Here is an 18,482-nt window from a genome sequence, read left to right on the forward strand (position 1 = left end):
GATCAGCTCGCGGTGCGAGCGATTACCCTAGTGGCGATTTTCATATGGTCTGACCAATCCGGTGCGCGCCAGTCGCGCATCCGGTCCAGCTGTGCTTTGCGCGCGGGCCCATGTTTTGCGTATTCGAGCACCGCTGCTTTCCACGCTGGGCCATCCAGCGGATCGAGGTAGTCGGGCGCATTGCCACCTGCTTCCTTGTGCGCAGGTAGATCACTCGCCAAAACGGGTGTGCCCAGCGCAAGGGCTTCTGCGATCGGCATCCCGTACCCTTCGGCGAAGGAGGGCATCAATAGTGCGCAGGCACCGCGCAGCGTGCTGGCCAGTTCTTCATCACCGCAGCTGTTGATCTCCTGTACGAATGGCGCGAGCGCTGGTGAGCGATCGAGAAGATCGACGATCTGCTCATTCTCCCATCCACGCCTGCCGATCACGACGAGGTCTGGGATTTCCTTCGGATCCATTGTCCGCGCCATGCTGCGCCAGAGGTGCAGAATGAGAAGATGGTTCTTGCGTGGTTCGATAGTGCCGAGACAAAGGAAATAGGGTTTCTTTTCCTGAGTCTTTGACGTTGACGATGCGAGCAGTTTCTGCGTGCCCAAGAGTGCGACGTCGATAGGCGGCGGCGACTTTCCCTGCCCCTCGATCCACTGCTTGAGCGATGCGCCGGTCGCTGCGGAATTGACGATCACCGCGTCAGCAAGTTCCGCCACGGTAGTCATTCGAGCTTCGTGCAAGCGGCGCCCGCCCGGGCGAGCATATTCCGGATATTCGATCGGGATGAGATCGTGCACGAGGCAGACGTATTTTGCGCCTTCGCGAGAGAGGATGTCTCGCTTTTTGACAGTTTGGTCGAGATGATGCGGCGACACCTGAACCATGACATCGGCTGTGCCTATGCCTTTGCGGTTCGGGAGGAGGCGTCTCATCCACGGCAGGACAGATGGAACGGAGCGCTGCCCACCCGCATCGCCTTGGTCCGCCCAACGCATCTCCAGATGGTCAAAGTACTCAAGAGCGACGCTTCGCTCGATCCGGCCATAGCGACCTGTGGGATGGACGGCGCAAAATGAAAGATCGTCACCGTGTTCGACAAGAAGCCCACGGCAATAGGCCATCTCCACACGATCAACACCCGAAGGCCTTGCGTGGCGCACCCTCGAAATGAGACGCGAGATATCAAGCACTACGCGTGTCATTTACTGGTCTTCCTGCGCAGGCGCGCCATGAAGCTTCCCTGCGCTCTTCGAAGCGGAGCGATCCATTGAAGCCTGTTTGGTGTCTGTCGGTTGGACATGCGCTGGATCAACACTTCTGGCGGACAGGGCAGGCCAGTTACAGGGTCAAGATAGCGTGGGTAAAGCAAGAGAACACCCGCGACCAGTTGATCGAGCGTGAGATTGCGCCCTCGACGCTCGGGCACCTCACCAAGATCGCGCGTAAGCCCCCAACCGGCATAAAACGGCGTTCCATGGCAGGTCACATCTCGTCCTCTCAATAGCGCTTCGAAGCCAGACAGCGACGTAAGGACATGGACTCCGTCGACCTCGTCCAAGAGGTCAGCCATCGAACCGTCTCGAACGATCCTGTCAGCGAACTCGAGCGCTGCCGTGTCATCGACAAAGCCATTTCGGTGCCCAGCATCGACATCAGGATGGGGGCGCCACCAGATTTGTGCAGCAGGCTCTTGGTCGCGCGCACGTCGCAAGAGCTCAAGGTTCGAAGTGAGCCCCCCACCCCCTGCGAGGACCGACATGTCATCCTCGACCTGCCCGGTAACCAGTACGACGCGTGTGCCTACCTGTCTTTCCCTCAAAGCGTTGCTGGATGAATGACCGCTTGCATATTTGCTGATGCCGGCCGCGACCAACGTTTCGCGAAGGCGTGCCGCACGCTCAATCATGTTGTCCGAGAATTCGTGGTGAGCAAGGATTGTTTCCAGATCGCTCGGTTTCGTGGGATCGAAATGAATGCCGACACGGTCAACGATCACGGAAAGCGGAGGCACGAGGTTGCTTCCCAGACCAACGGATCGAACAAACCCGTCCTCGACCCGCACGAGCGGAACATTCCTGCGCCGTGCCTCATCGATCAATGAAGGCGAGATACGCGATGGCCACACTGCCAGCGCGCCATTGTGCGATTGCGCATAGGTCAGGGCGCGGCTCGCATTTCGAAATATCTTTAGGGGGGTCTCAGGGGACCATAGGAACCGCTTTATCTCGAAACGCTTCCACCAGCTGATACCACAGGCAGCGACCAGGGTATGGCCTTCCTGTCCGCGATTGGCGTCGATTACTCGTCGCCATTCGGACAGGAGAGCGATCGCTTCAAGCGGGCCGACGCGCCCCGCCGAGAATGGACTGAACATTGGCTGGTTGATCGCACTTAACGCTCTTTGCACGAGGCCCGATCTACCTTCGTCGGGCTTGCCATAGAAACCCGGCGATAGGAGTTCGACTTCGATCCCCAGTGCAACCGCGATTGCGATCCATTCATCGTCACCATGCGCAACCAGTTTGGTGGCATGGAGCAGAACGCTCCAGGGGTCGATTACGTGATCCCCCGCCAAGCTTTCAACTATAAGCGCGCCGCTGCCGTGTTCTTCCAGTAATTTTGTCCGCTCTTCGCCCGAGCCGGGACGCAGAACGATCAGATCGGTATGATCAGGTCTCGGCCCGGCAAACGGCTTTCCCCAGAATGAGCCTCCAACTCGCGCCTGACAAAGGGCAGAAAAAAGCTCTTCACGGCTCGCTTGGGCATGATCTTCTGACGATGGTGGAGGTAAGTCGGTTGCCGGCTGCCAGTCCGGAAATGGGGGCGCCCGCAGCAGCGGCGGAGGTTTGGTCACGGGCGCTCACCCCATTCCTTGAGAACCAGCGATCCATCCGCGCCGCGCTCTATAATGCCGAAGCCACCGGTCGGTAACTTCAAAGACTGAAGCTTTTCCGCCTGCTTTCGCAACACCTCATCAGCCATCAGGGCGAAGCGTGCTGCGCCGTTGCTGGTCACAAGCAGCGTAGCAGCGCCCGCATTTTCCTGTGCGAAGAGGGCCCGCCATGCGGCGATGCGTTCATCGGGTTCGACGATCCATCCCTTCGGTGGGCGCGCATGTTGGTCCCATGCGAGCAGGGCTTCTCTACCGATACGATCGAGGACCGCATCTTCGGTCTGGTTTTCATCGGCCCCATGATCGATCTCTTTGAGGAACTCAGCGTTTTCAATCGGCGGAAGTGTTGGCTGAGCTTTCAGAATGGCCTCTGCTGTCTGTCGTGTCCGCATCAATGGTGACGCAAAGACCCGAGCAAACCGGATACCTTGGTCGGCAAAGTATCTGCCTAAGAGCTCTCCTTGTTTGACACCTTTGGCAGTCAGCGGCAGGTCCGTGCGCGATCCAATTCGCCGCGGCGGCGTGTCGGCCTCGAAAGTGTTGCCGTGTCGGACGATGAAAAACATGAATGGGCTTCTAGCGCTTGCGAGTTTCGCCGCAAGCGCGGCGCTTCACTCAGCTTTCAAACCGGGAATGGGTCGCCCAGACGCGCAATCGCTTCCTCGGCAATTGCAAGATCTTGAGGCGTGTCGATGCCGGACAGGGCATGTTCGGGCGGGGCGACCGGGACGGTGGCGATCGACCATCCGTTTTCCAGAAACCGCAACTGTTCAAGACCCTCAAGCTGTTCGTAATCGCCCTCATCCTGAGAAACGAACCAATCGAGAGCATCGCGGGAATAAGCATAGAGGCCCAGATGCTGCCAAACCGGCGACATAAGGCTCTGGCGCAGTTTCTCCTCGTCTCTGAGAGCAGGTAGAATGGTCTTCGAAAACCACAAGGCTTGCCCCTGTTTGTCTCTAAGGCAGGTCGTGCCTGAAAAGGGCGTAACCTTTTTGTGGGTGCGCAACCTATCGAGACGGTCCCAATCGAGCTGAAACACAGGTGTCGCAACGGACGCATCGCCTTCGCGAAGTCGATCGACAAGAGCGGCAACAGTTGATGCCGGAATGAAGGGCGCATCGCCTTGCAGGCTTATAATTCGGTCAGGCCATCCGCATTTTGCGGCTGCGGCATGAGCGCGCGCGCTTCCTGATGTGAGCGAGCGGTCGGTCATGATCACTCTCACGCCGATTTCGGCAGCGTGATCGGCTATTCTTTCATCGTCAGTCGCAACCACGAGGTCGCAGTCGCCTACCATCTGGGCGGCACTGCGCGCGTTCGCCACCACTCTTTCGAGCAGGGTTCGCCCAGCTATTTTAAGCAAAGGCTTGCCTGGCAACCGCGTCGAACCATAGCGAGCCGGAATGACAACGAGGTCGCTTGCAAAGGGTTGGGTGTCTGGCGAAGTCATAGCGCGCCTGATCTAACCCAACCTTGAGCGAATTCCCAACAGGGGAGAATTTAACCGATACCCAGACGGACAAGATCGTGCATATGCACGATGCCAACCAAACGGTCTTCCTGTTCGGTCACAAACAGTACTGAAACCGCGCTGTCATTCATCAACGCAAGAGCGTCGACCGCCATCATCTTCGGACTGGCTGTCACCGGATTGGGCGACATGTGGCGTGCAATATTGTCGTCAAGGTCGTTCGCTGCAATTGACCGGCGAAGATCGCCGTCAGTGAAAGCCCCGACCAGACGGCTATTTTTGTCGACGATCGCGGTGCAGCCGTATCGCTTGCGGCTCATTTCGATTGTGGCGCTGCGCAGGGTCGCTTCCAGCGAAACCATTGGCAGGGCCTCGCCTGTCGCCATTACTTTCTCGAGCGTTGTCAGACGCGCTCCGAGCAGGCCTCCGGGATGCAGGATACCGAAATTCTGAGGCGAGAATCCGCGGGCCTCGATCAATGCGACAGCAAGCGCGTCACCCAACACCATCTGCATCGTCGTCGAGGACGTTGGTGCCAACTCGTTCGGGCACGCCTCTCGGACCATTGGAAGAGTAAGGCAGATGTCGGCAGCTTTGCCGATCCAGCTTTGCGGATGAGCGGTCGCCACAACGAGTTGTTGCTTGTTGATCGCACAGAAGTTGACAATGTCGCTAAGCTCCTGCGTCGTCCCTGACCAGGTTATCGCGAACACCACGTCGTCTTGCGAAATCGTGCCAAGATCTCCGTGGCTTGCCTCTCCGGGATGGAGGTAAAGCGCGGACGTTCCGGTCGAGACGAAAGTCGCTGCGACCTTGCGAGCAATGTGTCCGCTCTTTCCGATCCCGGTTACGATGATGCGGCCCTTGTTCGTGCTGAATGCATCCACGGCACGCTCGAAGGCGTTGCCAAGGCCAGAGTCCGACAAGGCACGCTTGAGGTCCTTTAGACCGCCGATCTCAATGTCGAGAGTCTTCAGGGCAGAAGACACGTGAGTTGTCAAAAGCGTTTGGTTCATGGGAGAATTCAATACGACCAGAGATAATTGCGACCAAAGAGGCATAGTGATCGACCCTTGCGCCCCGGTATGTCAAGCCGGTAGAGACCGGCTTACACGCAAGTAAGGCCAATGACGGGCATTCTTGCGCCCAAACCCCTTGCAGCCACCAGATATTTCAGAGTTTTAATCGGACAGTCCCCATGATCCTGTGCTCTCATCAAGTCGATGCTAAAAGTCCGCTTTTCGTGATTGCTGGCCCCTGTGTGATCGAAAGCGAGGCTCATTCGCTCGGCGTTGCGCAAACACTCGCGGATATCGCTGAGCGACTTGGGATCTTGGTGATCTTCAAGAGCTCCTTCGACAAGGCTAATCGCACATCGGGTGCGTCCTTCCGCGGCCCCGGCCTGGATGACGGATTGCGTATCCTGGAAAAAGTGCGCTCCGAGACCGGGTTGCCGGTTTTGACCGACGTGCACGAACCTGCACAGGCGGCCCCGGTCGCCGAGGTGGTCGACGTGCTGCAGACACCGGCCTTCCTCGCGCGCCAGACCGACTTTATCTGTTCGGTTGCGGCGACCGGCAAGCCGGTGAACATCAAGAAAGCCCAGTTCATGGCTCCGGCGGATATGCAGAATGTCGTTGCGAAGGCGCGATCTGCGGCTGAGGCGGCAGGGCATGAGGCTGACAATTTCATGCTTTGCGAGCGCGGTACTTCCTTTGGGTACAACACGCTTGTTTCAGACATGCGCGGGCTCTCGATCATGGCCGAGACCGGCTGTCCGATCGTGTTCGATGCAACACATTCAGTGCAGCAGCCCGGCGGGCTTGGATCGAAATCGGGCGGGCAGAGCGAATATGTGCCATTGCTCGCGCGTGCTGCGGTTGCGGCCGGGGTTTCAGGTGTTTTCATGGAGACCCATCCTGATCCTGCAAACGCGCTCTCGGATGGGCCCAATGCGCTACCACTTGACCGGTTCGAGGGATTGGTGCGCCAACTTCAGCAAATAGATGAAATCACGAAGATAGCGCTTGCAGAGCAGAGCGATCGGAGTGATGCGGCAGCAGCATGAGCGTTACAAATGCGATCAAGTCAGTCCTGATGGCACCGGTCTGGACTTTGCAGCTCGCGACAGGTGCCAAAAGCTTTCTTGACCACCCGCTGATTGGTTCGCAGCGATTGAACCAGCGCGGGCTCCATCGAGCGCGCGTGCGGCTTGCAGACACTCTGTGCCGCTGGCGCCGCAGGCGGCTTGCGCGTCACGTTCCATCGCATTGGCGTGAGGCATTCGACCGCGACGGTTTTGTGAAGATCGAGAATGTCATTCCGCCAGAAGACTTTGCCGCCTTAAGAGATGCAGTGCTGAATTCGACTTGGCCAGCGCGGGAAATGCGTCAGGGAGATGCGATCACTCGCCGGATCGCGATCGATCCAGAGATGCTTGAAAAGGTCCCCGAGCTGCAACGCTTCCTGTCACGCAAAGACATCAATGCGCTGTTTCACTATGTGGCGAGCTTTCGCACAACACCGCTTCATTACATCCAGACAATCGTGTGCAAGACTGGCGGCAACGATCCTGATCCGCAGGAAACCGTTCACGCGGACAGCTTCCATTCCTCGATGAAGGCGTGGTTGTTCTTGCGCCCCGTCGATGAAGAGGATGGCCCGTTCACATATGTGCCTGGGTCGCACCGTTTCACGCCCGAACGGCTCGACTGGGAATATCGGCGCAGCCTCGCTGATCCCAAGTCAATCGACCGACTGTCGGCGCGCGGGTCTCCGAGAGTTAACTCAGAGATGCTCGAACAAATGAAACTCGGCGAGGCCATAAAGTTGGCTGTTCCCGAGAATACGCTGGTTGTGGCGGATACAGGCGGTTTCCACGCGCGTGGTCCCGCAAGCCGGTCTGGCGAGCGCGTCGAGATATGGTCCTATTCCCGGCGCAATCCGTTTCTGCCGTGGCTCGGAGGTGACCTTCTCAGCATTCCGGGCATCGCCGAGCGTCGTATTGGCTGGCTTTGGAAACTGCGCGATCGGTTGGAAAAACAGATCGGCCAGCCATGGACCCCTGTTGGCACTCGCCGACCAGTGGACGACTAGGCACTCCTGGATTGGCGGTGCATCCAAATGCCCAGGCAGGTGCAAACAAGCACGGGGCCTAAAACGTCGGCATACTGATCCACGGTGACCCAAACGCGCCCATCAAATGCAGCCCACCAAGGCGCGTTCGCCCGCAGGCCTTCTCCATAGGTTTCGATCCAGCGATACTCTGCCTGAGCAAGCTCGCGCCCGATGAAGTAGCAACAGGCTGCGAGGCCACCTGCCCACCAGTTTCTTGTCGCTAGGCCAACGATGGCTTGAATGACAATTGCAATCGCTGCGTGCTCTATCAAACCAATCGCCATCCTCGTGGCCCCGACTAATTGCTGGTGCTGTTGCCGCCGCCATTGTCGAAGCTGTTGGCAAGCGTTGTCGCGGTCACAATCGGGCCAAACAATTGTCCAACAGCCTGGATAAGCTTGCGCGGCTGGTTTGAGGCTGCATTGCCGAAATACAGCACGTCATCGTCGCGCAGAGCGAACCGTTGAGCGAGGAAGTATGTGGGGGCTTCAAGCAAGTTGAAGTGATAGACTGTCGGTTCGGTATTGTCGGGCCCTGCATAACGGAACAGAAAGACCGCACCCGGATCGCCTGCGCTGTCGCTGGGGCCGCCTGCCATTGCAATGGCTTCGACGACGGTCATACGCTCCCGGCGGAAAGGCATCTGCTGGACGCGACCGGTTGCACCCAGGACCGAGAACATGAGCGGCTCATCCAGAATAGTGAGTCGGTCTCCTGGGAATGCACGCAGGCCGCGATAAGGGCCAGACATGACGTCGCCTAGGCGAAGGTTGGCAACACTTTCTCCGCGCTCAACCTGAAGGACCAATTCGTGCGCTTCGCCGCGATAACCGCCGGCAAGCGCTATAACATCACCAAGGCTCTCCCGGTTCGTCTCCAGGACGAGGCGGCCGGGGCGCACGATCTCACCAGCTACGATCACAGAGTTTTCGATGACCTGCTCACGGTTGATGAGAACCTGCGGATCTTGCGAAAGGTTCTTAAGCGCTCGCCGGATCTGCTCTTCCACTTCGACCACGGTGCTTCCCTGCACGGGAACGCGCCCAACATACGGAACGTCGATGTAGCCCGTGTCATCGACGCGGCGAGGTGGAAGCGTCTGAGCCCTGACAGAGGGATCGAAACCAACCGCTCCGGCAGCCGAAGGCGCCACGGTATCGCCGCTGAAGAGTGATACGCCAGCTTCGAAGATGGTTATCGAGAGAACGTCTCCGGGACCGATTAAATCGGTCGGGCGAGCATCGAGGTCAGGCAGCTGCCATTCTATAGGAGCAACAGCTGGCGGGACAGCAGCCAGCGAATCGACCGGTACGATCTCGATCTCGAGACCGACAATCTCTGCGTCGGTAATCGAAGTCTCGACCTGGTTCCGGGTAGGACCACTTGAAGGGAAACTGGAACACGCGCCCAAAGAGAGGAACGCGAACGACCAGAAGAGTGTTTTCAGATTCATCGTGAATTCTTGCTAGATTTGCTTATGAAGCGCTCCCCTAACGATAAAGCAGCTTTAGGCCTAGCCCATTGGACGACAGTTCGAATTTTCTGAGCGATGTATCGACCGATACTGAGGTGTCGGAAAAACGCATTTCTCGCCAACGTCCGCAGGATTTGGCCCTAATGGCGCTGGCGCGACCGCTTCGTATGGCTCAGATCCTTGGATGGCGGCTTCTCAGAAAGAGAAAGAGGGCCAGAACGCAGCTTGAACGGGCAATCGCCGGTCTTCCCTTCGCGCAGCATCGCTGGAATAAGGAGGCTGGCGTTGCGGATACTGAGCTGGTTGTTGAAACCAGCCATGCAGGCCGCTCATCGCTAATGGCAGTCCATCTTCATGTCAGCTCCGGTTACTCCCGAAAGGAGATCGCAGCGGCGGTACAGTCTGCTCTCAAGCAGTCAGTCGAAAGTGCCGGGATTTTCGTGACGCAAGGGTCCGGCGCGGCGTATGAGATGTCACCGAACCCTGAAATCACACTGATACAGGGAATCTACCAAACCCGGCTCGAAGCGATCAGCGCCTGCATTGCCTTGGCCAAAAGACGCGGTATCCAGTGGTTAGTCCCGTTCGACCCGAGCAGTCGCCTGAGCAGATATTCGCTGGCCAGCTATTCGGCACATCTGCTGCGCCAAGAGCAAGCTCGCAATGCACCGGTGCTGTACGGCGACGAGATCGGGCTCGGCCGCCTGCGAGCGACGCCGGCGATGTGGCTTAAACCTGACTGGGACGGGCGTATGGCCCTCTCACAGGACTATCTGAGCAGCGCTTGCGCTTTAGCCATCGAACCAGCGTCGCAGCTGTTGCTGGGAGATGAGACCCAGCTTCCCCACAGCCTTTTTGAACTCGTTTTGCGGCTATGCGAGGGAAGCGCAGCCAGTCATGTCGGTCGCGTGACTTCGCATACGGAACCCGAAGCGTGGCGCGAAAAGGGTGGCGAGACGCTCGATGCGGTCAGGCGCGTGACGAGAAGTAAAGCTGAGACAGTCGAGGCCGGGCCGTTCGGAACGGTTAAGGTCATATATGAGACACCGACCCCGCTTCCAAAGGTCAGCGTTGTGGTCGCCACGCGCGACCGCGTCGAATTGCTTCGGACCTGCGTCGATGGTGTGCTTCATGCAACCAACTATGCGAACCTCGAATTGGTGGTAGCCGACAACGAAAGCGTTGAGCCTGAAACTCTCGATTACATGGAAACGATCGCGAATGACCCCAGGGTCAAAGTCGTTCGCTGGCCACATCCTTTTAACTATTCCGCCATCAACAATTTTGCTGTCAGGCAATCCTCAGGCGAATACATCTGCCTTCTCAACAACGATATCGAGGTGCTCGAGCCCAATTGGCTGATGGCGATGATGCGCGAAGCAGTCCGGCCCGGGGTCGGTGCCGTCGGAGCGCGGCTCCTCTATCCCGATCGCACCATCCAACACGCTGGCGTGGCGATCGGTATTGGAAATGCCGCAGGTCATGCACATCGAGGCCTTCCGGAGAAAGAGCCGGGTTTTTTCGCCCAAACACTCATTGCCCGCGGAGCGAGTGCAGTGACTGCGGCCTGCCTTGTAGTTGCACGGCAACATTTCGATTCTGTCGGGGGGCTCGACGAAAGTGAATTGGCCGTTGCGTACAACGATGTCGATTTTTGCCTGAAACTGAGAGCTAAGGGCCTGCAGAACATTTATTCGCCCGAAGCAACACTTATTCACTACGAAAGCAAATCGCGGGGTTTGGATTTCGCCCCCGAGCATCTGGACCGATACCTTAAAGAGTTGGCGGCATTTCAGAAGCGATGGAGCACTATGCGCGTCGTCGATCCGTGGCATCATCCGCGATTTGACCGTTCGAGTGAGATATACTGTGTGTAGTCAAGGCGCGACGAGAATTCCGCCAAGTGCTGACTGAAGAGATCAAATCGATGGAGAGAGCGCCGCTTCAGGCGATCGCCAAGCATTCATGCCTGAAGCGGCGGACATGCAACACCTGGTTCAATTTTCAATGCCAGGGATCTTGATTGGAATTGCTCGCAGAACAAGGGGCTAGACGATAGCAACCACACCTGCTTATGCGGGGGCGCTATTCACAGGTCCACTTTTTGCCCGATGGGCTCCAGGTCTTAAAGTGTCATGCATATCAATTAAGTGCATCTGCGCATCGATGCGTAGTTCGATTCGAGCTTCGGTCTGATGCCCGCTCCTCTTCGCTCACCCCGCGCGCCCTCCTCTTCAAACCACAGGTAGTAATTCGTGACTTCGATTGCAGAAAAACCAAGAATTTCGGTTATCATCCCGATCTTCAATTGCGAGCAGTTTCTCGCTGCATGCCTGGAATCCGTCTTGGCACAGACATTCAAGGACTTCGAAGTAATCTGTGTCGACGACGCAACGCCTGACAACAGCGTGCAGATCGTCGAAGATTACATGGCCCGGGACGAGCGCATTCGGCTTATCCGGCATGAGAAGAATCTCGGGCTCGGCGGAGCTCGCAATACGGGCATGAAAGCAGCGCGTGCCGATTTCATCGCCAGCGTAGACAGCGACGATACGATGAAGCCGAGAATGCTCGAGGCGCTGTGGGAGGCGTCCGAGAACGGTTTTTATGACATCGTCATGTGCGGGTTTGACCGACTTGACGAGAACGGCAAGTTCATCTCGACACAACATGGTGGTGACAAGAAGATAGTCAATGACGACAAAATTGACATCTTCAGCACGATCAACCCTGCCTACTGGAACAAGTTGTGGCGCAAGTCTCTATACATTGCTAACAATATTTGGTTCCCAGAGCATCTCTTCTATCAAGATAGCGCTACCACACCGCGCATCTTGACGAAGGCAAAGCGTATCCGCTGCATTCCAGACAGTCTGTATAACTACTTAGTTCGCTCAGAATCAATCTCAACAACCGCATCTCCAAAACATATAACAGACTACTTCAAGGTCTTTGATGTAATACTGGATTTCCTAGAGGAAGAAGGGATCGAGGGCGAGAATTTCGACAACTTCCTGTCTTATGTCGACCGCGGCATCGCTCACCACGCCTATGTCGGGGCGCAGCATGGCTTGGAAGAGGAGGAGCGAGAGCAATATCTTCGCCACCTGTTGGCATTTAAGACCGGTTACATCGAAAACCGAAAGCTTGTCGCTGGAAAAACCGCCGGCGAGCTTCTTCCGCTGCTCGAGACGGCGCATACGAAATCCGATTTGCTGCCTCCTGACGGGCGTCCTGTCTTGCCACTTTCGCTCATTGTGAAGACATTTCTGAGACCCGCGATTCTAGAACGCTTTCTCCTTGCTGTTGGACGTTATGAGGAAGCTCGGGAGGTCCGTTTTGCCGAAGTTCTCGTAGGGGACGATTCTCCGACGGTTGATCAGGCAGCCAACTCGCGTGCCATTAAGAAAGCTCGCGATCTGTATCCGCATCTCAATGTCCATCATCACACCTATGAAGAGAACATCGGACTTTCTGACGGCCGAAATCGACTCGTTCAAGCGGCGCGGCAGCCTCATGTCCTTCTGTGCGACGACGATTTCATCCTTGACGAGGAGGCTGACATTCCAGCTGCTCTGGACATCGCCCAAAGAGGCGAGTTCCAGCTTGTTGGCGGATGGCTGAAGAACAAATACGACAAGAAGACCGGGTCCTTCTCCTATTGGGGGGCTTACGGGACCATGTCCGAGACGGACGAAGAATTAATCATCAATATCAATGAGCAGCCGATTGATGAGGATGACCTCATCCCGTCAGAATACCTGCTCAACTTCTATGTCGCCGATCGCGAGTGCCTCCTTTCGAACCCATGGAATGAGGAGCTGAAAGTCGAGGAACATCAGGAGTTCTTTTATCGATTCAAGCGCAACGGTTTCAAGGCAGGCCTGTTCGGCCGCTTGTTCGTAAAGCACACCGCCGATCGGGCGGATAATCCCTCTCGCTACAACGAGTACCGCTTCGCGAAAGACAATTGGGAGCGATATCTGTTTGCGGCGCCGCAGACCATGGGCAAGGTGCGGCGCACGATAAACCGGTGTCGCGATACCAACTTCGAACGATGGGTTGTTGATTCTGAGGCACGTACGACAGTCCAGACCACTGTACCACTTAGGGAGCCGATTCTCGAGCAGAGCGTGCCGGTGACACGTATCTCGCCGGCCTTCGAGCAGCATTTCGGTGGTTACTTCGACATTCGTCTTACAAGCCCGGATGGTCGTTACGTTCTTTGCCAAAGTGCGCCTGCGACTAACCGGTTGCCCGTCCCGGAGGATATGGCTGACATCGTGTTGATCGACACCCTCGGGGAGAATGCTACCCGCATGGTGGGGCGTACCTCCGCTTGGTGTCACCAGCAGGGTGCGCATGCGCAGTATATCCCGGGCGGCGAAGATCGGATCATCTTTAATGTTTTCGACGAAGCCACGGGCGACTTTGCTTCGCGTGAGGTCGATCTTGCCAGCGGCAAGGAAAGATCCCACCCAAGACCAATATCGGCTCTTTCGCCGGACGGTCGGACCGCTGCTTCACTAAACTTCTCGCGCCTCTACGATTACCGACCGGGATATGGTTACGCCCATATTCCGGACCCGGTTGGAGAAGAGAATGCGCCAGAATCCGACGGCCTGTGGGTGTTCGATCTTAAGAAAGGCAAACCGCAGCTCGTCATATCTTATCAGGCGGCACGCGAGTTCCTGCTGGAAGAGGGTTATGATGAGGTTGAAGACGCGAAGCTCGTATTCAATCATGTGGCATTCAACACCGACGGGTCGAAGATGCTGCTGTTGCTGCGGTACTTTTCCGACAATGCACCCTTTCCAACGTTCACGCTTGTGTGCGACCGAGACGGTTCAAATCTGAAAAAGGTGTTCGGCTTCTGCTCGCACTATCACTGGAAAGACGCCAAGATTCTTGTCCTTTCAGGCGGCGAAGGCATGACGCGAAAGACCGTGGGCCAGCTAAAGGTATTTGAGCTCAACGTCGAGACCGGAGAATTCGAGCAACTCGGGCCGGGGGTGCTCTATGACGACGGCCATTGTAGCTACTCGCCCGACCGCGAGTACATGCTCTATGACAGCTACAGTAACAATGCTTTCCCTTACCGTCGTCTTTTGATTTATCGTCTTAGCGACGGGAAGAAGCTGGACCTTGGATTCTTTTACAGTCCAAACAAATGGTTCGATCACAATACAGATTTGCGCACAGATCTGCATCCTAGATGGTCGCAGGACGGCCGAATGATCACTTTTGACTCAATCCACGAAGGCTATCGCGGAGTGTATTCGGTCGACGTCGCTGACGTGCTCGAGGCGCTGGACGCGCCGCTGAGCCGTTTCTCGAAGCAAGACCTGATGAAATGGTTTAGCAGCAAGTATGGAGGCGCATCGTCGCGCTCCGCAGCGAACCTTGGCAAATTCTCTTCCAAAAATGGAAGCGAACGCACGGCTTCCAGTCTTGCCCTCGGCGAGCATGATGTGGACCGGTTCTGGCTCTTGTCGCTAATTCTGCAATACAAAGCCAAGCAGTCAATATTCACTCGCAAGAAGATTCCAGCAGTAACTTCAGATACGCCGTTGATGAGGCTTGCGCAGATATGCATGGAGTTTGGCATCGAATTGGAACCTCCGGCAAGTTTTGATGAGGCAGGGTATCTCGCCCGAAATCCTGACGTCGCAAGAGCCGTCGAGGATGGTGACTTTCGGTCGGGCTATGGTCACTATGCTCTGCACGGCCATCTGGAGGATCGTGGCAGAACGTCAGCCTAGCGCACCAAGTACTCGGAATTCGGAAAGTTGCTCAATGCGCATCTGGTGCGATTGTCGTCTCGATCGTTAAGAATCGGGACAAATATGCTATTCAGTTCCATGTGAGGCAGCGCTTCTGTGCGGATCAAAGATTGAAAGAAGGGAGCGCAAAGTGGCCGCGCCTGTTGCGATTATTACACGAACCAAAAACAGGCAGTTGCTTCTCAAACGTGCGGCGCAGAGTGTCGCTCGGCAAAGCTATGCCGACTATATCTGGGTCGTCGTCAACGATGGTGGCGACGAGGCCGACGTAAAGGCAGTGATCGAGGCTTGTGACGTTCCGCGAGATCGCATCCGCGTAATCTCCAACGATCGAAGCGTCGGTATGGAAGCCGCCTCCAACATTGGTATCCGACAGTCGGATAGCGTTTACATCGTGATCCACGATGATGACGACACTTGGCATCCGGATTTCCTGCTGGAAACCGTCTCTTTTCTGGAGAGTCCAGAGGGGCAGGTCTTCGGCGGCGTGGCTACGGGCGTCGAGTATGTTTCGGAAGAAATCCGCGGTGACGAGATCGTCGTCCATGACCGATACCCCTATCTGGATCACGTAAGGCGCGTCGAGTTCGCCGAACTGATGGCCCAGAACATCGTGACGACCATCTCGTTTCTGTACAGGCGGACCTATTATCGCGAGATCGGTGGGTACAAGGAAGATCTGCCCGTTCTGGGCGATTGGTACTTCAACATTGAGTTCGTACTTCGCGCCGACATCAAAGTCATCGACAAGACCCTAGCCTACTATCACCATCGAGACCGGGAAAGTGGATCGACTGTGCAACACTACTCCAACTCTGTAATCGCGGGGATCGAGGTCCACGAGGAATACGCGACGCTGGTACGCAACAGGCTCATCAGGGAGCACTTCAAGAGCAGTGGAATCTCAGCTGCAATTGTAATGGGCTACTTCGCGAGAGAGGCGCGTCATACTGTGGCACAGATCATGCATCCAAACCATTCCGGCCAGTGGAGCGTTGAGGCAATTGACACGCTAGCAATGGAACATGATCGCCTGTGGGTCCTTTCAAACGTGCAGCGGTCACCTGCCAAAAAGTCACTACTCCGCCCCAAGAGGGGTGCGGCACCCGACCCTGGATTGTCGCTTCAGGAACTTGCCAGACTAGCAAAGGATCGAAAGATCTCGCTCAAGCCTCCATCGAATTTCGATGACCATGCATATCTCAAGAACAACCCGGACGTTGCAGCCGAAGTCGATGCAGGAAATTTCGAAACCGGGTTCGAGCATTACGCGCTTTTCGGCCACCTCGAGGATCGGCAGCGCCCTGCAAAGCCATAGCCACGCTATCCCGAGGTTTTCGAACCGAGGCGATCAAGTAACCTGGCAAGCCGCCCCTTTTTCGACGGGGCCTTCACAGGAGGAACCGGCGTTTCGACAACGTCGCCAAGATATGTGCATGACCGCGGTCTCTGATCATGAATCGCCACCGGTCGCCGCATGTCGAGTTTGCCAAGAGCTTCGTCCGAATATGCTGGTGTATAGTAGATGCAATCTTCGAAAAAGTAGTGCGTCACTTGCGACCAACGGGTCAGGGTGGGGTCCGCTTGCTTGCTTCCCCCGTGTAGCAGGTTTGCTGTCCAGATGAGCGCTTGCCCCTTGCGGGCGAGAAACGGTTCCTGATCGAGGCCATGCGCATGGCAAAGCGCGTCCCATGCCTCATCGAACGGATCCTGAGCCGAGCTAAGCTCGCTTCCGTAACCGCGACGTCCGATCATCGCATTGGTCACGATCGGCCATTTGTGCGAACCTTTGACGTAAAACAACGGGCCTGCGTCTGCCGAAACATCTTCCATGGCCAGCCACACGCCGCACATGTAACGTTCGGGCAGAGACGAGAAATGCACTGAATCGGAATGGGCCGCCTGCTGGGTCCCGACCGGGAAATTCAACGTCTGGAATGGGAAGGCTTTTCGACCGTAAAGCTTTCCAAGGAGATCAATTAGGGCCTCGTTCGAGGCTATCGCTCGGACATCATCGTCGAATTGCCAGGCGTCCTGCACCCGCCGCTCTCCAAGTGTCTTGTCAGCCTTCGGATCCTCGAAATCGACTTCGAAGCTTGCAGAGAGATTGGTGAGGATCCGGTCGATGCGAGCGTCTATGTCCGGATCGGGGAAATCGATCACCGCAAAGCCATTGGTGTTGAGATCGCGTGCGATGCGCTGCTCTTTTTCAGTCAAGTCAGCTAATTTGTCGCAGGCGAAGATTGGAGACTCAATCCGAGGGACGCCGGGAAAGATGCGTTCACTCATTATTTCGATTTCCTGGCGATTGCTTTCATCACAGTGCCTTGTAGGCAGAAACCGCTTCGCTCACGTCATCGTACAAACACGCGCGGCCGCCCTCCAAAACGATTGCTCGAGTGCAGTACTGTTCGACCATTTCGAGGCTGTGTGACGCAAGTAGCAATGCCCGATCCTGCCGTTTCTCAAAGAATTCGGCCTTGCACTTGTCCTGAAAATTCTTGTCGCCAACCATGATCACTTCGTCGATCAAATAGCATTCAAATTCGATAGCCAGCGAGAGCGCGAAAGCTAGGCGTGCGCGCATACCTGAACTATAGATCTTTACGGGCATCTTCAGGTTAGTTCCGAGCTCGGTGAAATCCTCAACGAAGTCGCGTATTTTAGAATAGGGTTTATCATAGATGCGCGAGATAAATCGGGCGTTGTCATAGCCGGTCAGGCTACCTTGGAATCCGCCGGTGAAGCCTAGCGGCCAAGAGCAGGTCATCCGCCGCACGATCTTGCCAGCAGTCGGCATCTCGACCCCGCCGATTAAGCGGATGAGGGTCGACTTGCCGGCTCCGTTTCGACCCAGCAAGCCGATGCGGTCGCGAGGGCCGATCGAAAAATCGACCCCCTGAAGTACATGCTTTGTCGCCTTGCCACTGCGATACTCCATGTGCAGATTTTTGCATTCAATCATGTGACCGTCATCGTCCTACGAACACGGCGGCATAGGATCAGTCCCACGAGCAGCGTCACGATTGAAATGCCCAGCGCCTTCTCGATATCGTAGTGCGGCGTGACTGCGTCTCCGAACACGCCATAACGCATCAATTCCATTCCGCTGACCATCGGCGACCACATCAGGGCGTCCCTTGTTGCGGGTGGTAGCCACGATGCCAAATTGAAAACCCCCGAGAAAGGGATAGCTACATATACGCTGACCGGAACCAGCTTTTCGACGACTTCCGACACTTCTGAAAGCGGCGCTAGCATCGTGCAGACACCTAACACGAAGATTACATAAATCGCCCAGCCAACAACCAGCGCCACGATGTCTGCTGGCCACGGGAATAGACCAAAAAATCCAAGCACAATCCCGGCAAAAATGAATGCCATCATCGCTCCGATCGCCTCGATCAAGACACGCACGAAAATGAAATCGAGGACCTTGATTTGGCGATGATAGAGCAGCGAGCTGTTCGCAACAAATATGCTCGCCGACCTGCTGAAGGAATGGCGAAGGAATGTTAGCGGAACGTAGCCAGTCACCACGAACGCCAGAATTCCTATACCGTAAGCCTCCGGCCCGCGAAGGTAGGTCCAGACAATTCCTACCAGGCCTGCAAAAAGCAGGGGCTCGGCCATGATCCAGAGAAAACCGATGTTCTCACGCCCGAACCGCGTCATCAACTCGCGGCTGGTCAGTGCTTGAATAACCTTGATCTGGACACGCAGTCCGTCAGTAAGTTGTCCCATCGC

Annotated in this window: 14 protein-coding genes; 5 read left to right on the forward strand and 9 right to left on the reverse strand. The window is 56.3% G+C overall.

Annotated elements, in window-relative coordinates:
- Positions 1 to 2: 2 nt before the first annotated feature.
- The 5 genes from CD351_RS04410 to CD351_RS04430 are packed head-to-tail and all read right to left on the reverse strand — an operon-like array spanning position 3 to position 5,377.
- Positions 3 to 1,196, reverse strand: a complete 1,194-nt coding sequence (locus CD351_RS04410; RefSeq protein WP_111991491.1) for a glycosyltransferase family 1 protein — start codon at positions 1,194 to 1,196, stop codon at positions 3 to 5.
- The gene (locus tag CD351_RS04415) at positions 1,193 to 2,848 is read right to left on the reverse strand and encodes a beta-3-deoxy-D-manno-oct-2-ulosonic acid transferase (RefSeq protein WP_234027220.1); all 1,656 of its coding nucleotides are present in this window, start codon (positions 2,846 to 2,848) and stop codon (positions 1,193 to 1,195) included. The genes CD351_RS04410 and CD351_RS04415 overlap by 4 nt, the downstream gene beginning before the upstream one ends.
- Positions 2,845 to 3,453: a histidine phosphatase family protein gene (locus tag CD351_RS04420; RefSeq protein WP_111991492.1), complete on the reverse strand. Its 609-nt coding sequence runs from the start codon at positions 3,451 to 3,453 to the stop codon at positions 2,845 to 2,847. The genes CD351_RS04415 and CD351_RS04420 overlap by 4 nt, the downstream gene beginning before the upstream one ends.
- A 56-nt stretch (positions 3,454 to 3,509) precedes the next feature.
- A complete protein-coding gene (locus CD351_RS04425; RefSeq protein WP_111991493.1) occupies positions 3,510 to 4,340 on the reverse strand; it encodes a 3-deoxy-manno-octulosonate cytidylyltransferase in 831 nt (276 codons plus the stop codon).
- A 50-nt stretch (positions 4,341 to 4,390) separates the two neighbouring features.
- Positions 4,391 to 5,377: an SIS domain-containing protein gene (locus tag CD351_RS04430; RefSeq protein WP_111991494.1), complete on the reverse strand. Its 987-nt coding sequence runs from the start codon at positions 5,375 to 5,377 to the stop codon at positions 4,391 to 4,393.
- A 182-nt stretch (positions 5,378 to 5,559) separates the two neighbouring features.
- On the opposite strand from CD351_RS04430, the gene kdsA reads away from it, so the two are divergent.
- Both kdsA and CD351_RS04440 read left to right on the forward strand, forming a co-directional pair.
- The gene (gene kdsA, locus CD351_RS04435) at positions 5,560 to 6,429 is read left to right on the forward strand and encodes a 3-deoxy-8-phosphooctulonate synthase (RefSeq protein WP_111991495.1); all 870 of its coding nucleotides are present in this window, start codon (positions 5,560 to 5,562) and stop codon (positions 6,427 to 6,429) included.
- The gene (locus tag CD351_RS04440; RefSeq protein ID WP_111991496.1) at positions 6,426 to 7,457 is read left to right on the forward strand and encodes a phytanoyl-CoA dioxygenase family protein; all 1,032 of its coding nucleotides are present in this window, start codon (positions 6,426 to 6,428) and stop codon (positions 7,455 to 7,457) included. The genes kdsA and CD351_RS04440 overlap by 4 nt, the downstream gene beginning before the upstream one ends.
- A gap of 319 nt (positions 7,458 to 7,776) precedes the next feature.
- Here the strand turns inward: CD351_RS04440 and CD351_RS04450 are convergent, their stop codons facing one another.
- Positions 7,777 to 8,931, reverse strand: coding sequence for a polysaccharide biosynthesis/export family protein (locus CD351_RS04450; protein WP_111991498.1), 1,155 nt, complete (start codon positions 8,929 to 8,931; stop codon positions 7,777 to 7,779).
- A gap of 68 nt (positions 8,932 to 8,999) precedes the next feature.
- On the opposite strand from CD351_RS04450, the gene CD351_RS04455 reads away from it, so the two are divergent.
- The 3 genes from CD351_RS04455 to CD351_RS04465 all read left to right on the forward strand — a co-directional run bounded on the left by CD351_RS04455 (position 9,000) and on the right by CD351_RS04465 (position 16,053).
- Positions 9,000 to 10,829: a glycosyltransferase family 2 protein gene (locus CD351_RS04455; protein WP_162627602.1), complete on the forward strand. Its 1,830-nt coding sequence runs from the start codon at positions 9,000 to 9,002 to the stop codon at positions 10,827 to 10,829.
- Between the two features lie 378 nt (positions 10,830 to 11,207).
- Entirely contained in the window at positions 11,208 to 14,714 is a 3,507-nt protein-coding gene (locus CD351_RS04460) for a glycosyltransferase (protein ID WP_111991500.1), read from the forward strand.
- A 151-nt stretch (positions 14,715 to 14,865) separates the two neighbouring features.
- Positions 14,866 to 16,053, forward strand: coding sequence for a glycosyltransferase (locus CD351_RS04465; protein WP_162627603.1), 1,188 nt, complete (start codon positions 14,866 to 14,868; stop codon positions 16,051 to 16,053).
- 5 nt (positions 16,054 to 16,058) lie between these two features.
- On the opposite strand, the gene CD351_RS04470 is transcribed toward CD351_RS04465, so the two are convergent.
- The 3 genes from CD351_RS04470 to CD351_RS04480 are packed head-to-tail and all read right to left on the reverse strand — an operon-like array spanning position 16,059 to position 18,479.
- Entirely contained in the window at positions 16,059 to 17,024 is a 966-nt protein-coding gene (locus CD351_RS04470; RefSeq protein ID WP_111991502.1) for a phytanoyl-CoA dioxygenase family protein, read from the reverse strand.
- 28 nt (positions 17,025 to 17,052) lie between these two features.
- Positions 17,053 to 17,700 carry an ABC transporter ATP-binding protein gene (locus tag CD351_RS04475; protein WP_111991503.1) on the reverse strand — a complete coding sequence of 216 codons (648 nt, stop codon included), beginning with the start codon at positions 17,698 to 17,700 and terminating at the stop codon, positions 17,053 to 17,055.
- Positions 17,697 to 18,479 carry an ABC transporter permease gene (locus tag CD351_RS04480; RefSeq protein WP_111991504.1) on the reverse strand — a complete coding sequence of 261 codons (783 nt, stop codon included), beginning with the start codon at positions 18,477 to 18,479 and terminating at the stop codon, positions 17,697 to 17,699. The genes CD351_RS04475 and CD351_RS04480 overlap by 4 nt, the downstream gene beginning before the upstream one ends.
- Positions 18,480 to 18,482 lie beyond the last annotated feature (3 nt).

Origin of the sequence: Erythrobacter sp. KY5 (assembly GCF_003264115.1) — a bacterium.
In the GTDB taxonomy this organism is placed as follows: domain Bacteria; phylum Pseudomonadota; class Alphaproteobacteria; order Sphingomonadales; family Sphingomonadaceae; genus Erythrobacter.

Excerpts from the sequence above, each read along its gene's own strand:
- CD351_RS04410 (WP_111991491.1), bottom strand. The coding sequence starts at position 1,196 with ATGACACGCGTAGTGCTTGATATCTCGCGTCTCATTTCGAGGGTGCGC.
- CD351_RS04420 (WP_111991492.1), bottom strand. The coding sequence starts at position 3,453 with ATGTTTTTCATCGTCCGACACGGCAACACTTTCGAGGCCGACACGCCG.
- CD351_RS04425 (WP_111991493.1), bottom strand. The coding sequence starts at position 4,340 with ATGACTTCGCCAGACACCCAACCCTTTGCAAGCGACCTCGTTGTCATT.
- CD351_RS04430 (WP_111991494.1), bottom strand. The coding sequence starts at position 5,377 with ATGAACCAAACGCTTTTGACAACTCACGTGTCTTCTGCCCTGAAGACT.
- kdsA (WP_111991495.1), top strand. The coding sequence starts at position 5,560 with ATGATCCTGTGCTCTCATCAAGTCGATGCTAAAAGTCCGCTTTTCGTG.
- CD351_RS04440 (WP_111991496.1), top strand. The coding sequence starts at position 6,426 with ATGAGCGTTACAAATGCGATCAAGTCAGTCCTGATGGCACCGGTCTGG.
- CD351_RS04450 (WP_111991498.1), bottom strand. The coding sequence starts at position 8,931 with ATGAATCTGAAAACACTCTTCTGGTCGTTCGCGTTCCTCTCTTTGGGC.
- CD351_RS04470 (WP_111991502.1), bottom strand. The coding sequence starts at position 17,024 with ATGAGTGAACGCATCTTTCCCGGCGTCCCTCGGATTGAGTCTCCAATC.
- CD351_RS04475 (WP_111991503.1), bottom strand. The coding sequence starts at position 17,700 with ATGATTGAATGCAAAAATCTGCACATGGAGTATCGCAGTGGCAAGGCG.
- CD351_RS04480 (WP_111991504.1), bottom strand. The coding sequence starts at position 18,479 with ATGGGACAACTTACTGACGGACTGCGTGTCCAGATCAAGGTTATTCAA.